15 protein-coding genes are annotated in these 20,924 nt (G+C 42.9%); 13 read left to right on the top strand and 2 right to left on the bottom strand.

The features are described from left to right. Positions 1-228 precede the first annotated feature (228 nt). From NYE58_RS33710 to NYE58_RS33690, 5 genes are all read left to right on the top strand, one after another. Positions 229-1,464 carry an argininosuccinate synthase gene (locus tag NYE58_RS33710; protein ID WP_076305768.1) on the top strand — a complete coding sequence of 412 codons (1,236 nt, stop codon included), beginning with the start codon at positions 229-231 and terminating at the stop codon, positions 1,462-1,464. A 94-nt stretch (positions 1,465-1,558) separates the two neighbouring features. After that, complete coding sequence (argH, locus tag NYE58_RS33705; RefSeq protein ID WP_341004054.1) at positions 1,559-2,974, top strand: argininosuccinate lyase; 1,416 nt, start codon at positions 1,559-1,561, stop codon at positions 2,972-2,974. Between the two features lie 136 nt (positions 2,975-3,110). Then, positions 3,111-4,310: a phosphoenolpyruvate hydrolase family protein gene (locus NYE58_RS33700; RefSeq protein ID WP_076220519.1), complete on the top strand. Its 1,200-nt coding sequence runs from the start codon at positions 3,111-3,113 to the stop codon at positions 4,308-4,310. Positions 4,311-4,410: 100 nt separating this feature from the next. Then, positions 4,411-5,619: a Tm-1-like ATP-binding domain-containing protein gene (locus tag NYE58_RS33695; protein WP_076220518.1), complete on the top strand. Its 1,209-nt coding sequence runs from the start codon at positions 4,411-4,413 to the stop codon at positions 5,617-5,619. 43 nt (positions 5,620-5,662) lie between these two features. Beyond that, the gene (locus NYE58_RS33690; protein WP_038573568.1) at positions 5,663-6,499 is read left to right on the top strand and encodes a phosphoenolpyruvate hydrolase family protein; all 837 of its coding nucleotides are present in this window, start codon (positions 5,663-5,665) and stop codon (positions 6,497-6,499) included. A 113-nt stretch (positions 6,500-6,612) separates the two neighbouring features. Here NYE58_RS33690 and NYE58_RS33685 read toward each other — a convergent pair whose 3' ends face one another. Further along, entirely contained in the window at positions 6,613-7,401 is a 789-nt protein-coding gene (locus tag NYE58_RS33685) for an alpha/beta hydrolase (protein ID WP_076123851.1), read from the bottom strand. Positions 7,402-7,589: 188 nt separating this feature from the next. On the opposite strand from NYE58_RS33685, the gene NYE58_RS33680 reads away from it, so the two are divergent. The 3 genes from NYE58_RS33680 to NYE58_RS33670 all read left to right on the top strand — a co-directional run bounded on the left by NYE58_RS33680 (position 7,590) and on the right by NYE58_RS33670 (position 10,408). Beyond that, positions 7,590-8,117 (top strand): type IV pilus modification PilV family protein, encoded by a 528-nt coding sequence (locus NYE58_RS33680; RefSeq protein ID WP_076220210.1) that lies wholly within the window; start codon positions 7,590-7,592, stop codon positions 8,115-8,117. Beyond that, positions 8,101-8,622, top strand: a complete 522-nt coding sequence (locus tag NYE58_RS33675) for a PulJ/GspJ family protein (protein ID WP_076220211.1) — start codon at positions 8,101-8,103, stop codon at positions 8,620-8,622. Before NYE58_RS33680 ends, NYE58_RS33675 begins: the two co-directional genes overlap by 17 nt. A gap of 64 nt (positions 8,623-8,686) precedes the next feature. After that, on the top strand, positions 8,687-10,408 hold the full coding sequence (locus NYE58_RS33670; protein WP_341004051.1) for a hypothetical protein: 1,722 nt from the start codon (positions 8,687-8,689) through the stop codon (positions 10,406-10,408). A gap of 76 nt (positions 10,409-10,484) precedes the next feature. Here the strand turns inward: NYE58_RS33670 and NYE58_RS33665 are convergent, their stop codons facing one another. Continuing rightward, positions 10,485-15,056 carry a DUF5057 domain-containing protein gene (locus tag NYE58_RS33665; RefSeq protein ID WP_341004050.1) on the bottom strand — a complete coding sequence of 1,524 codons (4,572 nt, stop codon included), beginning with the start codon at positions 15,054-15,056 and terminating at the stop codon, positions 10,485-10,487. Positions 15,057-15,419: 363 nt separating this feature from the next. Between NYE58_RS33665 and NYE58_RS33660 the strand changes: the two genes are divergently transcribed. The 5 genes from NYE58_RS33660 (at position 15,420) to NYE58_RS33640 (ending at position 20,913) form a co-directional block, all read left to right on the top strand. After that, on the top strand, positions 15,420-17,084 hold the full coding sequence (locus tag NYE58_RS33660; RefSeq protein WP_076099665.1) for a GspE/PulE family protein: 1,665 nt from the start codon (positions 15,420-15,422) through the stop codon (positions 17,082-17,084). A 43-nt stretch (positions 17,085-17,127) separates the two neighbouring features. Beyond that, complete coding sequence (locus NYE58_RS33655) at positions 17,128-18,177, top strand: type IV pilus twitching motility protein PilT (RefSeq protein WP_076220376.1); 1,050 nt, start codon at positions 17,128-17,130, stop codon at positions 18,175-18,177. After that, a complete protein-coding gene (locus tag NYE58_RS33650) occupies positions 18,177-19,382 on the top strand; it encodes a type II secretion system F family protein (RefSeq protein WP_036678542.1) in 1,206 nt (401 codons plus the stop codon). The genes NYE58_RS33655 and NYE58_RS33650 overlap by 1 nt, the downstream gene beginning before the upstream one ends. A gap of 190 nt (positions 19,383-19,572) precedes the next feature. After that, a complete protein-coding gene (locus NYE58_RS33645; protein ID WP_341004048.1) occupies positions 19,573-20,055 on the top strand; it encodes a type II secretion system protein in 483 nt (160 codons plus the stop codon). A 108-nt stretch (positions 20,056-20,163) separates the two neighbouring features. After that, on the top strand, positions 20,164-20,913 hold the full coding sequence (locus NYE58_RS33640; protein WP_076221059.1) for a prepilin peptidase: 750 nt from the start codon (positions 20,164-20,166) through the stop codon (positions 20,911-20,913). The last annotated feature ends 11 nt before the right edge of the window (positions 20,914-20,924 follow it).

Below are 20,924 nucleotides of genomic sequence, written 5' to 3'. Positions count from 1 at the left end.
CTTTGGACGATGGAGTAATGGAGCGGAATTTTTGGAACTGTAGGAGCGTAGCGTTCGCCTTTATCATCAGATTTTATCCGCACAATGCGGTTTGAAATAAAAGAAATCTGATGATAACAGCGACCGGAAGACCAAATATTCAGTGTAATTGCGATTTATCGTCAGAGTGCTGGCAAAGGCACGTTTATTTTAATTTATATAGCCCACACGAAAGGAAGTTGCCACACCATGGCTAAAGAAAAAATTGTACTCGCCTATTCCGGCGGATTGGATACATCTGTTATTTTAAAATGGCTTAAAGAAACTTATGACGCGGAGATCATTGCCTTCACTGCTGATATCGGCCAAAAGGAAGAGCTCGACGGTTTGGAGGAAAAAGCACTCGCTACTGGCGCATCGAAAGTATACATTGACGACCTGCGCGATGAGTTCGCTAGCGATTTCATCTATCCAATGTTCCAATCTGGTGCCCTTTATGAAGGCCAATACTTGCTCGGAACTAGTATTGCTCGTCCATTGATCGCCAAGCGCATGGTAGATATCGCCATCGCTGAGGGCGCAACGGCTATCGCGCACGGCGCGACAGGCAAAGGGAACGACCAAGTCCGTTTCGAGCTTGGCGTAGCTGCATTGGCTCCGAACATCAAGGTGATTGCACCTTGGCGTCTGGAAGAGTTCCGCAATCAATTCCCAGGTCGTGCGGAAATGATCGCTTATGCGGAAGCTAATGATATTCCGGTACAAGCCTCTGCGGCGAAGCCGTATTCGATGGACCGTAACCTGCTGCACATCAGCTATGAGAGCGGCGTACTGGAAGATCCTTGGTTCGATCCAAGTGCACCAGAGAACAAAGGAATGTTCCTGCTGAGCAACGCTCCTGAGGATGCTCCGGATGAAGCGGAATATTTGGAGCTCGAATTCGTTAAGGGAGACTGCGTAGCCCTGAATGGTGAATCCTTAAACCCACTTCAAGTGATGGAGAAACTCAATGAGCTAGGTGGTAAACACGGTATCGGGCGTGTGGATATGGTTGAGAACCGTTTTGTCGGCATGAAGAGCCGCGGCGTGTATGAGACTCCAGGTGGAACAATCCTGTTCGTCGCTCATCGCAAAATGGAATCCATCACGATGGACCGTGAAGTGATGAACCTGCGTGACAGCCTGATCACTCGTTACAGCACTTTGGTGTATAACGGTTTCTGGTTCGCTCCAGAGCGTATCGCACTGCAAGCTCTGGTAACACAGAGCCAACAAAATGTAACGGGTACTGTTCGTCTTAAACTGTACAAAGGCAACATCATCGGCGCTGGAGTGAAGAGCCCAGTCAGCCTGTACAATCCAGAGATTGCAACGATGGAAGCTGATCCTACACAAGCTTATGATCAAGGGGATGCAACTGGTTTTATTCACTTGAACGCATTGCGCCTTAAAGTTTCTACAGGTGTAAATGGAGCTTCTAAATAGTACGATAACATAAACTTAAACGGGCAACCCCGAAGGCCGTTCCTCCCGTCAGGATAGGAGCGGCCCTCTGGCGTCCAAGAGGAGGAAACAACAGGTGAGCAAGCTTTGGGGCGGACGGTTTACTAAAGGAACGAACAAGCTGGTTGAGGAATATACGGCTTCCATTGGCTTTGATAAGGCTTTGGCCAAAGAGGATGTGCAAGGCAGTCTGGCACATGTCACGATGCTGGGCAAATGCGGAATCCTTCCACAAGAAGACGCGGAAACAATCAAACAAGGTCTGAACAAAGTGCTGGACAAGGTTAATGCTGGAGAGGTTGTTTTCTCAGTATCGGATGAAGACATCCATATGAATATTGAAAAACATCTGATCGAAGAAATCGGTCCAGTTGGTGGTAAGCTGCACACAGGACGTAGCCGTAACGATCAAGTGGCGACGGACATGCACCTTTACTTACGTGGCCGTGTAGTTGAGCTAGTTAGTTTGCTGCATGAGCTGCAGGAAGCTTTGATCGAACAAGCAAAAGACAATGTGGAGACCATCATCCCTGGTTATACGCATTTGCAACGGGCACAGCCGATCCTGTTTGCTCATCACTTGCTGGCCTACGTATCGATGTTCCGCCGCGATGCAGAACGCCTGACGGACAGCTACAAACGGATCAACGTGCTGCCACTCGGAGCAGGAGCGCTTGCTGGAACGACCTTCCCGATTGACCGTCATTTTGTAGCGGAACAACTGGGTTTTGACAGTGTGTATGAGAACAGTCTGGATGCTGTCAGCGATCGCGATTTCATCGTGGAGTTCTTGGCGAATGCTTCCCTTATCATGACACATCTATCCAGACTCAGTGAGGAACTGGTGCTGTGGAGCAGCACAGAGTTTAGCTTTGTAGAACTGGATGATGCTTTCTGTACAGGCAGCAGCATTATGCCGCAGAAGAAGAACCCTGACGTACCAGAACTGGTACGGGGCAAAACAGGCCGCGTTTACGGCAACCTGATTGGCTTGCTGACGGTGCTGAAATCATTGCCACTGGCGTACAACAAGGATATGCAGGAAGACAAAGAAGGCATGTTCGATACGGTTACTACGCTGACTGGTGCACTGCAATTGTTCGCGCCGATGATCTCCACTATGAAAGTGAACAAAGGTCGTATGCGTGAAGCTGTGAACACGGATTTCTCGAATGCAACGGATATCGCCGACTTCTTGGTAGGCAAGGGGCTTCCTTTCCGCCAAGCGCATGAGGTAATCGGGAAAACGGTACTCTACTGCATCAACGAAGGCAAATTCTTGTTGGATTTGACGCTGGAAGAGTTCAAGCAATTCTCACCGCTTTTCGACGAGAATATCTATGCTGTTCTTCAACCGGAAGCTGTAGTTAACGCTCGTAACGTTTATGGCGGCACAGCCACCGTTCAGGTGAAGGCTGCAATTGAACGGGCAGAGCTGGCATTGCACGAAGCTAATGAATGGGTTGTACAACACGGAGACGCTATATTGTAAACCGTATCAATATCAAATCTCGCCTCAGACCTTTATAGGTGGCAGGCGGGATTTTTTTATTATCTAAACGAACTATGACTGGATTAGCAGTGTTCTTTACGGTTATCCTTAGGTTAGGATAGGAGGGTTCGTAGGTATGAACAGAGAGCAAATCCTAGACGAGCTTAGATCGGAATTAAAAGTAGGCAATCATATTATTGGAGTAGCCACCGGTGCTGGTATAACGGCAAAGTATGCGAAGCAAGGTGGAGCTGATTTCATTCTGATGTTAAACTCGGGTAAATTTCGCCAGATGGGGAGGAGCTCTCTCGCTGGTATTTTACCATTTTGTAATAGCAATGATATGGTGATGGACTTTGCATCTAGAGAGATCATACCGTTGGTCAGAGATATCCCTATTATTTTTGGCCTCAATGCAACTGATCCGACCAAAGATATGGAATCCTATATAAGTGAAATAAAGAATAGAGGCTTTGCCGGCATTAATAATTACCCCACGGTGGGTTTAATAGATGGTCAATTTGGAGAAGCGCTCGAAGAAGAGGGGAATGGTTATCTACTTGAAGTAGAAGCCATAAGAATAGCCCATGAGAAGGATTTGTTTACCATTGCTTTTGTATTTGACGAAATCCAGGCAGCACAGATGATTGAGGCTGGAGCGGACATTATTTGTGTACATCTAGGTCTAACAGAAGGCGGGTTATTAGGCGCTAAAAAAGTATTCTCTCTGGAAGCTGCCAAGGTTAAAGCGGACAAGATATTTAATACATGCAATGAGCTAAAGCCAGATTTAATTAAGCTGGTTTACGGTGGTCCGGTGAAAACGCCAATTGATGTGCAATATATGTACAGCAATAATCAAAACTTGATGGGATATATCGGAGGCTCTGCTTTTGAAAGAATTCCCTCGGAGAAGTCCATTACGAATATAACCAAAGCTTTTAAAGTGTCGGGGACGCTGGATGAAGATGATTTTATGGTCAAAATGTTAGACGGCATCACAAAGCACTATGATTATGTTGAATTTGTAAAAGAATACGTAGCTCAAAATTATAGGAATGAGATCTTGTTTGCAGATTTAGCTAAGGTGGCGCATGTATCCCGAAGTTATTTGAGTAGTTTGTTCACCAAAAAAGTAGGCTGCAGCTTCCAAACGTATCTCGTGCAATTTCGGATGGATAAGGCGGCGGAAATATTACATAGAGACCCTATCCAGTTATCTGAGCTAGCGCCATTAGTTGGATACCAGGATTATGCGCAGTTTAGCAAAATGTTCAAGAAGTATAAAGGGTTCTCTCCAAAACAATATAAATCTAACATAAACACAAAAACATAAGACATAAAAGCGTTTTCATCGATAAATCAAAGAAGTATGATTAACTCATAAGTTGATCATGCTTTTTTTGTTGTAGATATTTGAAGAGGAGGTTGAAGAAATGAAGACGATTGCTATTGCCGGAACTTTTGACACCAAGGGTGAAGAATATCTCTACATTAAAAATTTACTGGAAAGCTTGGAGTTAGGTACGTTTACGATTCATACGGGTGTGTTTGAGCCCACTTTTACACCGGATATCTCTAATAGAGAAGTAGCAGCAGCCGCGGGTGTAAGTATAGATGAGCTCGTTGCCAAAAAAGATAGAGCACTAGCAACAGAATTATTAGCCAAAGGTATGGAAAAATTAGTACCTGAATTATATAAGCAAGGCAAATTTGATGGAATTATCTCCTTTGGGGGCACTGGAGGCACTTCACTTGTAACCCCGGGTATGCGGGCATTACCTATTGGTGTACCTAAAGTGATGGTTTCGACCGTAGCTTCAGGGAACACTGCTCCATATGTAGGCACTAGTGATATTGTCATGATGCCATCCGTAGTGGATGTTGCTGGACTAAACTCTATTTCAACAAAGATTTTTACCAATGCAGCTTTCGCCATCGCCGGTATGCTTAAATTTGAGAATAAACAAGTGATAGAGAAAAAACCATTAATAGCTACAACGATGTTTGGGGTAACAACCCCCTGTGTGACGGCAGCCCGTAACTATCTTGAAGCTAGAGGATATGAAGTGCTTGTATTCCATGCAACAGGTGTAGGTGGCCAGTCCATGGAAGCGCTAATCGAGGCTGGTTTTATTGAAGGTGTATTGGATCTGACCACAACAGAATGGGCGGACGAAATTATTGGCGGTGTGCTGAATGCTGGACCTCATCGGTTAGAAGCTGCTGGTAAACATCATATTCCACAGGTTGTATCGGTAGGCGCGCTTGATATGTGCAACTTTGGCCCTTATGATACGGTACCAGCGAAATTTGCTGGGCATAAGTTTTATAAACACAATCCAACAGTTACTCTGATGAGAACAACGGTAGAAGAAAATGAAGCCATCGGCAAAAAGCTTGTCGAGAAATTAAATATGGCCAAAGAGAAAACGGTGTTAATGCTGCCGCTTAAAGGGATATCCGGCATTGATGTTGCAGGGGAAGCTTTTTATGGGGTAGAGGAAGATCAAATGTTATTTGATACCTTAAGAAATGGTGTAAACAGAAATGTTGTCGAGGTTATCGAAATGGATTGTGCCATTAATGATATGGAGTTTGCAGAAGCAGCAGCGCAGAAGCTAATAGATCTCATGAGCAAATAAGGCTTTTATAAGATAAATAAATATTTAAATGGAGGCGCTACACATGAACAAAAATACAAGAACTGAAATCATGGCGAAGTTTAGAGAAGAAGTGGCAAATGGAAAGATTCTTTTAGGCGTGGGAGCCGGCACAGGGATTACTGCAAAAAGCAGTGAAGCTGGCGGAGCAGATATGCTGATTGTTTATAATTCAGGAAGATACAGAATGGCAGGCCGTGGATCACTGGCAGGGTTATTATCTTATGGGGATGCCAACCAAATTGTAGTCGAAATGGGCTCGGAAGTATTGCCTGTTGTTAAAAACACCCCTGTATTGGCAGGCGTATGCGGAACGGACCCTTTTAGAGTAATGGAAGTTTATTTAAAACAACTTAAGGAACAAGGTTTTAGCGGCGTGCAAAACTTCCCAACCGTAGGTTTGATCGATGGCGTGTTCAGACAGAATCTAGAAGAGACCGGCATGGGATATGGTTTAGAAGTAGATATGATTAGAGCTGCGCATGAATTGGATATGCTCACCACTCCTTATGTATTTGATCCTGAGCAAGCAAAAGCCATGGCAGAAGCAGGCGCAGATATTTTGGTGGCACACATGGGCTTGACTACCAAAGGTACAATTGGAGCTAAGACCGCTCTGACATTGGATGATTGTGTAGAAAGAATTGAAGCGATTATTAAAGCAGGGAAAGCAGTAAATCCAGATATTATGGTGATTTGTCACGGTGGACCGATTGCAGAGCCGGAAGATGCGGCGTACGTAATTGAACGGACAGAAGGCATAGACGGATTCTTTGGTGCATCGAGTATTGAAAGATTTGCTGCTGAAAAAGGAATCACAGAACAGACTGGATTATTTAAAAATATCACCAAACAAGCATAATTGCCTTCGGCGTCCTTATAATTAAAAAGAACCCTCCGAAGAGGGCAATCTGAGTAGAACAGATATTAAGATGCAGCTTATGGCTGCATCTTTTTGTTGTCTATTAAGTACAGCTAGTTACTTTTTAAAGGTAGCCATGCCAGCACATCGCGGATTTTGGCATCCCAGTATCCCCATTCATGTGTCCCCGGACCTTCTTCATAGGTTAAAGAAAGTGAGGTTGCCTGGCAGGCATCGCGGAATCTCAAGTTATCGGTATATAGGAAATCTTCTGTGCCACAGCATTGATACAACGCTGGTTTTGGTCCCGTGGAGCGGTTCACTTCCTCAAGCAGCCAAAGAAGGTCTTCCGGCGTTCCGGCGGTATCTTCTTTTCCGAAGATCATTTCGTATTCTTTACTTTTAGTGGTAGCACCTTCCCCGTTCAAGAAATTATGCGCCATATCAAGTGCTCCAGACAAACTCGCTGCCGCTGCAAAAGACTCGGGTTTACGCAGTCCCAGCTTAATTGCTCCATAACCACCCATCGACAACCCGGCTACAAAGTTCTCCTCGCGTTTATCGGAAAGCGGGAAAAATGAGCGCGCCAGCATCGGCAACTCCTCACTAATGAAGGTCCAATAACGGCCTCCCATCGCCATATCTGTGTAGAAACTGCGGTGCACATTCGGCATTACCACAGCTATCCCCATCTCCGCTACATACCGTTCTATGGAAGTCCGGCGCAGCCAGATCGAATCATCGTCAGACAAGCCATGCAGTAAATACAAAGTAGGGTGAAGATCACCTCTTGTTACATTACTCATCCCGATTTGTGTAGTTGTTTTTTGCGGCAAAATTACAGTCATTGAGGTATTCAAACCTAGTACTTCAGAATAAAATTTGCACTCTATTAAAGCCATTTCATTCATCTCCTCTCTTTCCAAATCATAGCATAGACCTAAAGTGAGAGATATTGTAGAAATATCTGAATTATAAGGGTTTTGAGGATTGCTGTAGCTGGATATGAGAGAATATAATGGAAGTAGAAAATTTAGGAAAAACGTGCAAATACGAAAAGTATTTTCATAGGCGAGAGGCGGAAAGTAGGATGAAACCGGGCCTAAAGCAGGAAAAAGGATTTACATTAATCGAAGTGCTGGCAGCTATAGTTATTTTATCGATAGTTTCACTGGTGCTTACGTCTTATTTTACTAACGCCATGAGTTACTCTAAATCGAACCAGAACAAAACGATTATGGTCAATCTGGCGCGGAACGCGCTGTTTTATGTGGAGAAGCAGGATTTTAAGGCGATGAAGGAATTTTTTACGCAAGAGAAAGATGTGATAGAGGCTGAAAAATGCACCATAGTTAATTGCAGCTATAGTAATCTATTCTCAAACATGACAGCTTTGGCAAATGTTCTGAATCCAACAGTTAATGATATCCGTTATAAGATCAATATTATCTATCAACCGGAATTAGTCGATCATCCGTCCACTACTCCGATTGATAAATCAGCTGTAAAGGATTATTTAATACCCGTTAAAGTTGAGGTAAGACGAGTAGAAAATAATGAACAGCCTGCTTATAACGTAATGTTGGAGGGATACATAACTGATGAAAAAATTCGCTAAACGACTTAGGTCGGAACAAGGTTTTACTTTGGTGGAATTAATTGCGGCACTGACTGTATTTGCTATGATAGTCGGTCTAATCTCTGGAGTTACTATGTATGGATTTCGCAGCTATCATAAAATCTCAGTTCAGAACGCTTTACGGGACGAGGCGGATCTGATCATGTCCTCTATTATTACTGAACTCTATACATATAGTCCTGAACGGCTACAAAATATATCTGGAGGAATTGAACTAATAAAAGACGGGAGTTCTCCGCGTGTGATTCGGGTATCAGGAAATGAAATTGTTATAAATGGTAAGGAAAGTGGAGCAGAATCTGGTTCTCCTATCGCGGTACAATCGAATATGGCAGGTTCTATCATAACTGCTTCCACATCAGATGGTAGATCATGTAATGTAGCCTCGCTATGTAATTCTGGTCTGATCCAGATTAAGTTGGTATTAAAGTATAAGGGAAATGAAACGGATAGGATGGAATTGGAAAGCCAATTTGGATTTTAGGAGGAAAACAGAGATGTTGAGGCGGGCAAGCCTTCGATCGGAACGAGGTTCGGCTTTGGTACTTGTGATGTTTATCGTCCTGTTGCTCACTATTTTAGGAGTTACGGTGCTTAGTGCTACGATTGGAGGAGCTAGGCGTACCGAAACTCGTGAGAATGATGTACAAAGCCTTCATTTAGCACAGAAATCGATTGATGAGGCGATTGCCTATATTACAGCAGATTTAAACCAGAAAATACAAGTTAGTAGTAATACTACTCAGGCACAGTTTGATCAAGAAATAGAGACATTTTTAAGGAACCTCAATTCTAATAAAGGAGCTTTTGTTACCGATACAAGCTTACAGGGAGCTAGCAATGAAATCACGGGAATAACTCTCGATGGCAGTTCTACAAGTAGTAAGCATGTAGTTACGATTAAGGCCAATGCAACAGTAAACGGCGTGTTAAGGACGTTGCAACAAAAGGTTGTGATTACGACATTCCCAGATTTTTTGAATTATTCATTGGGTTCTGAGGGAACGATCTATTTGAATGGTGCTCCTTATATTCAGGGGAATATTTATGCTGGAAATCAATTAAAAGTTAGCCAAGTGGCTAAGTATAGACATAACGCAGATTTGGAAAAACGCAGTCTATTTCCGTTAGTCGATGGAGAAGCTCATATTCAATCAATGAACGATCTGCTTTATTCCAGAACGGGTAATATTTTTGAAAAGGTGCCGACAATTGATGATGCTGACTATTCTTCACTAGATAATAGGGTGAAGACGATCGTTGAAAAAGCAAAGATCAAAAAGAAAACGACGTTTGTCCAAGTGAATGTGGAGGATTCCTTCCTAGATAAAGTTGCTGAAGCTTCAGGGTCGGCTGGAAATAAGAAGGTATTCAGCGATAGATATTATGGAGTGGCTGTATCAAATAGTAGTGAAGAACCCACTGCTAGAGGAACAAGATTAATTAACACGCTTCAGCAACCCGGAGGCATTTCCACCTTATGGATGCCTATGTTAGAAGATTTTGAGGACATTGCAACTGGTGATACAGATGAAGAGAAGGAGCAGGAGAAACATAGACTTTTCGAAGAAGCGAAGCTATCACTGAAGCAAAACCTTGAGAGATTGGAGAGAAGCACGATCTTTATAGGGAATCTAAAGTTGGATGGAGTAATGTTAAATCAGATAAGGGATACTTCTAAGCTTAATCTAAGCACAGGGGCTCATTGGCTTATTGTAAACGGTGATTTAACAATAGATAGTTATTCAACGGCCATTGTCCAAAGCAACATTCTGGTGACAGGGAATTTATATATCAGAGGAAAAGCTGAATTTGATTCTACTATGTTTGTGCTTGGAAAAACTGATATTGTGGATGCCACGATATCAGGAATACCAACTCCAGGTAGCGGAAGTAAAGAACTTGTATTGATCTCAAAGGGAGCTATACTTATTAATCGGGTTGAAGAGTTTAAAAATGAGGCTACAAGATTAAGAGCCTTTTTTTATACGGATAGTACGGCAGAGTTGTACGGTGTGGGCTCTATATTTTCACTGGATGGTGGCTTTTTTGCTAAAGGAGATTTGATAATCAACGCGGTTGTTGGCAAAGTCAAGAAGGAGACAGGATCCGCAAACTTTAATTTTGATATCCAGACGGAGGTTGAGTCTCCTCGTTTTATTGTTAATTATAATGAACAAGTATTCGAAGATCAAAATGTGGGACTTCCACGTGTGAATCAAATAAACATTAATGTAGGTCCCATCGAATTGTTGATCTCTGGAAATTAAAGGATAATATGAATTATAAAAGCAGCCGATCAACTTCTGATCGGCTGCTTTTACATAATATAGATTTTGATGTGATCTAGTAGCGATTTTCTATAGTATCTTGTGTTCCAATAACCGTTATCGTATAAAACGCTTCAATTGTCTTCTTACTTTGGGTAAAATAATAAGCTCTAATAACAGCTTCTCCTTTACTGAGCCCACGATAGACTCCATTCTGTTCTTGCAGAACAACTGGCTTAGAAGCATCCTCACTTGATTTATTACTTACTATCTCCCATTGTAGTTTGTGTAAAATGCTATCAGGTAGATTTCCATAAGGAGTTATCCATAAGCAGGGTAGCAAATTAAGGGATTCTCCGACTGTGATTTTTCCTGATTCCGGGTGGAATAATAGTCCAGGATCAAGAGGCACACTTATTGTATGAATATTACTGATAGTACCAGCGGCTTTGACCTGGATCTGGATATTTTCATGTGAACTTAAGCCCTTTAATATAACGTTCTTCGTGGAAGTTGTTATAGTTGAGACAGGAGTAGGATTATCCGCTGCGACAAATCCAGCATATTCAAGATCATTCTGGTTAACCAAACTCCATTCATACTGCTCTTTACTTGCGCTGTCAGGATCAGTAATTACCTCTAAATTAATTGTTTCTTCCTGGAAAACACTCTTAGATCCTTTGATTGTTAAGGACTTAAGTCCAACAGTTATTGTTTTGAAGGTATTAACGCCACCTGTATTCAAATCAGTAGTTACAGTAAGTTTTACAGTATATACCCCTGATTTTGTTGCTGTAAGATGAGCCTGGTCGTTATCACTATTAAGAGCTACATCATTAGTTGGTAATCCATTTGCATCCACGACGCTCCATGAAAATTGGGTTCCCGTTTCTTTTGTTAAGTAAGTAGCGTTGAAATCTATTTTCTCATTTACAAGAGCACTGTTAGGTCCAACAATATTTAATTGTGGATCGAGAACAGTAACAGTAGCCTTACTAATAAGATTACTTCCATCGTTAGCAGCTACTGTAATTTCAGCAGAGCCAACCTTTTTACCAGACACGACGCCTAATGGACTAACACTAACAATATTATCGTTGCTTGATGTCCAGATCAGTTGATTGAATTTCTCCAAGGGCTTAATAATCAGAGAAAGCATTTGGCTATCTCCTAATAAAAGTTGTGCTCCACTTAACTCTAAAGTAGTTATTCTGTCGATGGCAGTAATCGTCATCTCAGAAAATTTAATGATCGTACGCACTAGCGGATTAGAAGACGGCGACGGTGTCGGCGTTGGTGTTGGTACAGGAACTGGTCCCGTATAGGGCAGGATAGCAATATAGCATGATGCAGTACTCAGAGAAGCGGCAATTACATTGCCATATACATTCCCATTGCTGATGTTTAGTGCTGCTTTAGGAGCCAAGATCGAACCTTTTATTTCTACCCCCGAGATATTGACCGTTGTTGCATCTGGAAAGTTATATAGGATGTTGTTACCTGTTGTATTCTGTGGCAGATCAAAGGCTTTGTGAACATTAACAGTTGAACCAGTAATAGTATAAATCATAGTAGAGCCTGAAGAAGCAGTAACATTAGTCCATCCTGCCTGATTAAAATAATCTGCTGTAAGGTTAAATATGTTGACTGAATGATCTCCTTTAATATATAAACCGTTATATTTTAGCTCTGTTGTTCCATTTTGCGGAACCGTGGCTAGTTGATTCGATAGATTCACATAATATTGTTGAGCTGACGCAAAATCGATAAGTGTATCGGTAACCTTCCTGTATGTTCCTGAGATGATGCTGCCACTATCAACTTTATTGAATTCTCCTTGGTGAATGATATTTCCATATACAGTACCATTGGTGAAATCTAGGTTACCACCAGTAACTATAGCATAAGGTACTTTGTTGCCGTTGGACATGTTAATGTCCACGCTACTGGTAGTAGTATCACCCCCAGCTGCCAGATTACCCCTCAAAGAAGCAGTCACTGTGGCTTTTCCAAATATAAAAGCATTATAATCACCAGCAATTCCAAGCCCGGAGCCAGTTGCAGAAACCGATGGGTTAAAATTAGAAGTAGCGCTAGGTGATGGACTAGCCGTAACAACTGCTGTCGCCGTTGGAGTAGGAGATGCAGAAGGAACAGCATGAATATCTACGAAGTCAACTAAGGCATTATTGAATATATATCTTGCTGCTACATTTGCTGATACATTAATAGTGAATTTGATGGGTTCATTAGAATCGGGTTGGAACGTCTTCATCCCATTCACGTTCTTCAATGTATAAGTAATGTTATTAAGCGGCTTCTCTAATGTTAGTCCTGTTTCTACACTACCAGAAGGATTAGTCATCCCATCAGGTAAACCTGATGCTTCAAGTTTAATGTTCGCTGGTAGAGTATCACGGAAAATAATATTAGAAATTACTTGATGATCGTAGGCTTGATCGATAGTACTTACTTGATCAAAAGGAATAGGCTTGGCTTGAATGATATAAGTGATAGTAAAAGGTTCGTTTTTTGCTACTTCGCCGCTAGTGCTAACATTGGTTGACAATTCCCGTGATAATTCAAGATTCGATCTTGCCTCCGAAATGGTAATATCAATATTTTTGGGAGCTGCATAAGCGCCTTGCTTATCACGCGCTGTAATTTCTATTGTGAGTTCACCACCGCTCGGCAGAGGGTTTGGAAATACCTGATGAATAGTTTCTCCTGAAAGAATTGCCTTCTCTGCCATCCCTGTATTAGGTAGATAAGTATCCCCGGACTTAAAACGAATAGTTGTAAATAAATCACGATCTTTTAAATCAGGATCTTCGACAATATAATCTATTAATAGTTCATTCTGGTAAGAAGGCTTTATTTCACCTTGCTGAGGTGTTGATACAGTGACCTCTGGCGCATGATTTGCACCAATATACGCGCGATACATTGTATTGACGAAGAGCTTTTGCTCCCATTCCGGAAATTTAATGCTGGATGTTCCGAATACATGACCGGTACCTGAGTAAGTGACATTTCCTTTTGAGTATGTGTAATAGTGGTTCCAGCTATCATCGATATCGCGCGAACTCCCGGTTATGTTATACCATGGGATGACCGAAGCATCCTCCAGATCCAAAGTGTAGTATTGATTATGTGTAGTTGCTACTTGTGGTGGAATAATATTTGTCTGCTCATTATTTGCATTAATAGTACTTAAGTAGAAAGGGTACTGGGTCAGCAAACCATCATTGATTGGTTTGACTGTAGTTGAGGGACTAGGAGCGTTTAAACCTAAATTTGTTTCCGGGTCGATCTGACCCGTGATTTTTTTGAAATTTTTAACCCAATTACTTTTATTTTGATATACCGTATCATGTGTGAACATAACGCTTTGTTTAGTAACCTCGGTAAAATCAATAACAGCCTGGGTTGCAAGGTCACTTAACGGGGCTTTGTCATTATAAACATCGCGAAATCCAAAAATGAGCATATCATATACACCGTTTAATCCATATTTATTATCTTTGGCATACTGAGCCGTAATATCGGTGTTGAATTCGGAAATGGTCTTGGTTGTAATTTTTAACTCGTAGCTGCTATTACTTAGGAAGCTTTGCGTCATATTTTCAGGATTGCGTAAACTACTGCTTCTTTCATTAGCAGCGATAGTAGGCAACACCTGAAGAATATTAACGATTGTTTTCTTGCCAAGGAATTGAATCGTACCGCTATCAAAGTCTTTTAATTTGTTCGGATTTAAGTTATCTACGATTTCTAGCTTCCAATATAGAAGCCCGGAGTATGTATTAGGAAGCTTGTATACAATTTCACCATTAGGATCTTGATTTAAAGTCTGTACAGCTACGACGTCATTTTCAGTCATTTTAATCGACTTATCTACACTGACATACAATTTAGCTAGAATGGGACGATCGTTGAGATTATTTACATTTGAAACGTTGAATTTAAAACTAAGATTATTTCCGGGTTTATAAACATGTTCCTGGTTCTGGCTGTAATCAATAATGTTAGCTTTATTAGTAATTTGAATACGAGGACGTTGCTTTAAAAGATCCTTCTGAGCAGAAGGCTCTTTCTTCAAATTTTCGATCCATGTATTTAACTCATTGTTATCGACGAACTTAACATTTGATTTTGGTGTTAATGTCCGGTAGGTATTGAAGGTGTTGTACAATATTCCTCGCTGGTTAGTTGTTTGCGTATCAAACGGCTCTTTGTTGAGTAATACGTAAAGTCCTTTATTAATAAAATAGTCGGTAATTTCTTTGGCTTTCAGGGCAGTTATGTCATTCATAACTGCTTTGGTATTATGATCTTTTCCGGAGACCCCACTTGTACTGTAAGTCCCCTTCCCGATATATACCGCATCATATCTCCCGTCCAGATCATCCCGCAGCGCCACAAAGCGCTTCATACTCATCGTGTCAACAGTAAGGTTAGATATTCCCGTTTTTAGAGACGCAAGCTCACTAACCCCACTCTCTGTAACCTCCAGCATACGAATTTGGTATTCATTAGAACTGGCATCGACATTCATAAAGTGATTTTTGATTGGCAGAACAAGCAGAAGGAGAAGCAGGGTAGTTACTGTAAAAATAAAAACTTTTTTGTTGCTGGCAAGTTTCATTGTCATCTCTCCCTGATTGTTAACTATTGGCAGATATGGTCGTATTCCGTCTCGTATATGCTAGATTCCGACAGCCTTTTTCATTCCGTGTCGTTGTAAAATTATCCAATCTATGTTATATACATTCTAGGACATTCAGCATTGATAGACAACATAAATCTATTGAAATATACCTATTAAATTATAACTAAAGTCCTAGTTAGATTGAAAAATACTCAAAATTGACAAATTTATGGAAGGTCTATTTATGGTAATTATATCTTTCGTTTTTGAGCGAATTTTGCTGGCAGTTTGATTTCTATTTCTATAAAAAATATCCATTATTTCAGCCGGCATAATAACGGCATACGGAGATGAATAGACTTGGCTATCGCGAAAAAGAGACTGGGCGACTTGCTGGTAGAAAATAATATTATTTCGCAGGACCAGTTGCTTGAGGCTCTCGCGGAACAACGTAAGAGTAAACGTAAGCTCGGCGATCTGCTAATCTCTCAAGGTTATATCACGGAGCAGCAGCTGATTGAAGTGCTTGAATTTCAACTCGGCATCCCGCATGTCAGTTTATTTAAATACCAGATAGATCCCGCAATCACGCAGATTATCCCTGAAAGTATGGCTAAGCGATATCAGGTGCTTCCATTCTTAAAAGAGGGTGGTAAGCTGATGGTTGCGATGGCGGATCCGCTGGATTATTTTGCGATAGAAGATTTACGAATGAGTACTGGTTTTCGGATCGAACCCGCTATTTCTACGAGAGATGAGCTGCAGCGGGCGATTGCGCGTCACTATGGCATGCGCGATTCTATGAATCAGATGCTGGTAGAACTTCCGACACAGGAAGAAATAGAGGAGACCGAGATTACAGATGAGGACTCTCCAATCGTACGTTTGGTCAACCAGATGATTCAGCAGGCAGTTGCCCTGCGGGCGTCTGATATACATATGGATCCAGGTGAAAATAATTTAACCATCCGCTACCGCATTGACGGAACCTTACGGACAGAGCGGATTATTCCTAAGCAGATGCAGGGCTTTATCACCGCCCGTCTGAAAATAATGGCCCGCCTGAATATCGCAGAACGGCGTTTGCCGCAGGACGGGCGGATCAAAATGCAGTTCGATTACAAAATGGTAGATATTCGTGTGTCTTCATTACCAACGATGCACGGAGAGAAGATTGTGCTGCGGCTGCTAGATTTAAGCACAGGGGTCAAATCCGTAGATGCTTTGGGATTCAGTGAGGGGAATGCAGAAGCTTTTAAGGAGATGATAGCTCGTCCTTATGGGATTTTGCTAATCACGGGCCCTACAGGTAGCGGAAAAACAACAACTTTATATTCAGCGTTAAATCAACTTAATGTAGAAAGCGCAAATATTATCACAGTCGAAGATCCAGTGGAATACCAGCTTGAAGGAGTAAATCAGGTGCACGTAAACTCGGCTATTGGACTAACCTTTGCAGCTGGGCTACGTTCGATTCTTCGACAAGATCCGAATATCGTAATGGTCGGTGAGATACGGGATGCTGAAACTGCTGAAATTGCTGTTCGCGCCTCATTAACGGGTCATCTAGTGTTGTCTACTTTACATACAAACGATGCGATTAGCTCCGTCTCCCGATTGCGGGATATGGGGGTAGAACCTTATTTGATCGCTTCTTCGCTGATTGGTGTGGTAGCACAGCGGCTGGTGCGCAAAATTTGCACTGACTGCAAAGAAACCTACAAACCATCTGAACAGGAAGCAATTATGCTACGTAGCCTAGGACTACCTGCGGAAGAGTTACAGCGTGGACGCGGCTGTGGTAGCTGTAACAATTCTGGCTATCGTGGACGAATAGCGATTCATGAAGTACTCAGTATTGATGATCACTTACGGCAGCTCATTACAAACACTGCCTCAGTAGAGGAACTGCGTGCAGCAGGTAAAGCGCGAGGGCTTGTTCAACTGATGGATGACGGACTACTCAAGGTCAGTCAAGGAATTACAACGCTTCAAGAAGTCATGCGCGAGACGGTCTCACATTAGAGGTTAACAGCGATTTAGCATTCTAACTTAGGGGGAGCGGCTAATGCCAACGTATACGCGGGATATTAGACAACTATTACAAACGGCTTACTCCTCCAAAGCTTCTGACTTACATATTTCCGTAGGATCACCGCCGGTTATTCGGATGGATGGAAAGCTGCACTCGCTTGAGGGAGAGTCCGTGGTTGCTGAAGAAGCGGCAGATATGGCCAAAATGCTACTTGGTAGTGAACGAATTGAAGCATTTCGGAATGCGGGCGAGTTGGATTTTTCATATCCGCTTGATGGTGGGGTAAGATTCCGGGTGAACGTTTATCGTCAGCGGGGCGAGGTTAGTATCGCCGCCCGGGCCATTCCTGCAGAGATTCCGAGTCTGGAACAGTTGTCGATGCCTTCGATTTTAACTACTTTGTCGCTTAAGCCACAAGGTCTAATTTTGGTTACAGGACCCACAGGCAGCGGCAAATCTTCTACGCTTGCAGCTATGCTGAATTATATTAACCAGACGGAGAGCAAGCATATAGTGACGTTGGAAGATCCGATAGAATTTCTACATAACCATGGAACCTGTCTAGTAGATCAACGTGAAGTGGGAAGTGATACGGCTAGTTTTGCTAATGGATTACGTGCTGCCTTACGTCAGGACCCGGATGTTATTCTCGTTGGTGAGATGCGGGATTTGGAGACCATTTCAGCAGCGGTTACGGCCGCAGAGACAGGCCATCTTGTGATGGCAACTTTACACACAACAGACGCACCACAGACGATTGACCGAATTATCGACGCTTTTCCGGGCCATCAGCAGGGACAGATTCGTTCACAACTAGCATCAGTGCTGCTGGCAGTAGTCAGTCAGCGGTTGTTCCCAAGGGCTGGAGGTCGGGGGCGATTATGCGCAACGGAAATTTTGGTCAATACACCAGCCGTAGCCAATCTTATTCGTACCGAAAAAACACATCAGATCAAAAATGTGATGCAAACCGGACGCTCACAAGGCATGCACACCTTGGACATGAGCATCCGTGACTATTTATCGCAGGGGCTTATTGATCCAACAGCAGCTAAGGCGTTTATGGCGGAGGTGAGCAGCTGATGCCTCTTTTTGAATATCAGGTGAAGACATCCGCAGGCAAATCTATCAAAGGGAAACTAACGGCAACCGATAAACCTACGGCGATGGAGGAGCTACGCAAGCGGGGACTTACGGTATTTTCACTGATTGAACGCAAAACCACAATTTTATCGATGGACATTTATATTGGTAATCCCGTTAAGCCGCTTCATTTCATCATTTATTGCAGGCAGTTTGCCACGCTTATGCGGGCGGGGGTATCGATTGTGGATGCAACGCGTATTTTGGCAGAGCAGACCGAGAGTAAACCACTGCGCAAAGCGTTAGTAGATGTTAACTCTAGCCTGATGCGGGGGATATCGTTCTCACAAGCTGTTCAGGATCATAAAAAGATCTTCCCGCAGCTATTTGTCAGCATGATCCGTGCCGGTGAGGAATCTGGTGATATTGAGGGGACGTTGGACAGGTTGGCAATGTTTTTTGAGAAACAGCACACCACGACAGAGAAGATAAAATCAGCGCTTACGTACCCGATTACCGTAGGGGTTATGGCGATTGCCGCGGTTATCTATCTACTTTGGGCGATTGTGCCGCAGTTTGTAACGATGTTTGAATCGATGGATGCCGAGCTTCCGGCAATTACACAGATGGTCTTGGCACTTAGCAAAAGCATTCAAGGTCAATGGTATTTCTGGATACTCGGAGTACTTCTCCTAGTGATAGCTTTTCAGATTACAAAACGTACGGAAAAGGGTGCTTACGCCCTTGATTATGCCAAGTTAAAAATTCCTGTGTTCGGCAAGCTGAATCAAAAAGGCTCGATTGCTCAGTTTACGCGCACTTTTTCTTCTCTTTATGCCAGCTCTGTACCGATCCTACAGTCCTTGGTGATTGTTGAGGAGGTAGCAGGAAATAAGGTCATCGGGAAATTCATCCGTAGTGCAGGGGATTCGCTGAGACAAGGAAATCCACTATCTGAGCCGCTAAAAAAAGCCTGGGTCTTCCCGCCACTAGTTACGCAGATGATAGCGATTGGCGAAGAGACAGGGGCGCTCGACACGATGTTGTCCAAGGTAGCTGATTTTTATGAAATGGACGTGGAGAATACCGTTGACCGTCTGAAATCGCTGCTTGAACCACTATTGATCGCTTTTCTAGCCGCAGTTGTAGGTGTCATTGTGGCCGCCATTATGCTGCCGATGTTCAGTCTGTACGGTAATATGTGAACCTCTTGGTTCCTTGTATATATTGAGAGGGGTGACGCCGGGGAGGCGGGGCAAGATCCACGAACTTACGCTGGCGATTAGACGACGATGGACGAGCTGTTTCCGTAAGCACAAGAAAGCTGATGCTGGATTCACTGAAATGAAGGATATAGGTTTTATCACTCACACACCACTTAGAGGGGGAAATCAAATGTTAGCACAAGCGATTAAAAGAAGATTAAGTAAAGAGGAAAATCAAAAGGGGTTTACGCTGATTGAGTTGCTGGCGGTTATCGTTATTTTAGGGATTATTGCGGTTATTGCAATTCCTATGATTGGTGGAATTATTAATAAATCAAAAACAGATGCAGATTTGGCGACTGCTCGACAGCTTTATGATGCTTCCAGGATGTACATTATGGGTGAATTAGATGGTGATTTTAAAGATAAGACAGTAACTCTTGAAGCACTTAAGGATAAAAAATATATTGATCAGACTCTTGTTTTGCCTAGTACAAAAAAATCGTTAGATGGTAAAAAAACAACAATAGTATATACTTCGGGCGGAGTACTTCAGAAAGTAACAATAGATCCTGCCCCTGAGGGAAGTGTTAGTGGTGAATATTCAGCTGATAAGGTGCTTAGTGCAGAGCCAGCAGCGTCACCAACGCCAACACCAGTGCCTGGTGGCTGACATGAATATCTGATTAATATCTATAGATTCAAAATTACAATTCATCAACCTAAGGAATCGGACTTCCCGATTCCTTTTTTAAAATCCAGAAGTTAATAGAGGACAGCCATGACGATATTTATCGCAAGTTACATCACATTACTGGGTCTGATTCTAGGCTCCTTCTATAACGTAGTGGCGCTGCGGGTGCCGGCCAAGGAATCCTTGCTTAATCCGCCGTCACATTGTCCGAACTGCAACACGCGGCTGAAAGCGCGGGATTTGTTTCCGGTGGTAAGCTACCTGCTGTCAGGAGGAAAATGCCGATACTGCGGCACAAGAGTATCGCCATTATATCCGCTTGGAGAAGCGGCAACGGGTTTGCTTTTTCTATGGGTGTATTTGCTATTTGGCCTGACGGGTAAGGGAATCATCGGGTTCATTCTTGTGAGTTTAGCGGTTACCGTGACGGTTGCGGATTTGAAGTACATGCTGATTCCCAACAAGGTATTGTTGTTTTTTTTACCGCTGCTGCTGATTCTTGTATTGCTATTTCCGGAAGGACCGCTATGGCATCATCTGCTAGGAGCTGTGCTTGGGGGAGGGGTTCTTATCCCTTTTGTTCTGTTAGGTGGAATGGGGGCTGGAGATGTGAAGTTATTTGCGCTGCTGGGCTTGGTGATAGGCTTTCCGAATGTGATTTTGGCTTTTTTTGTGGCTTGTCTGCTTGGGAGCGTGGTGGGCGGACTGCTGATGCTGCTTGGTGTAATCAAACGTAAACAGCCGGTACCTTTCGGCCCATGGTTAGCTATAGGAGCTTTAATTAGTTTTGGATATGGTTCACACATCATCGGCGCGTATCTCTCGCTTATCGGATAGGAGGACATCGA

Origin of the sequence: Paenibacillus sp. FSL L8-0708, assembly GCF_038009325.1 — a bacterium.
GTDB classification, from domain to species: Bacteria; Bacillota; Bacilli; order Paenibacillales; family Paenibacillaceae; genus Paenibacillus_AQ; species Paenibacillus_AQ odorifer.
Note: the sequence above shows the minus strand (reverse complement) of the source record. Positions and strands in the feature narration are given on the sequence as shown.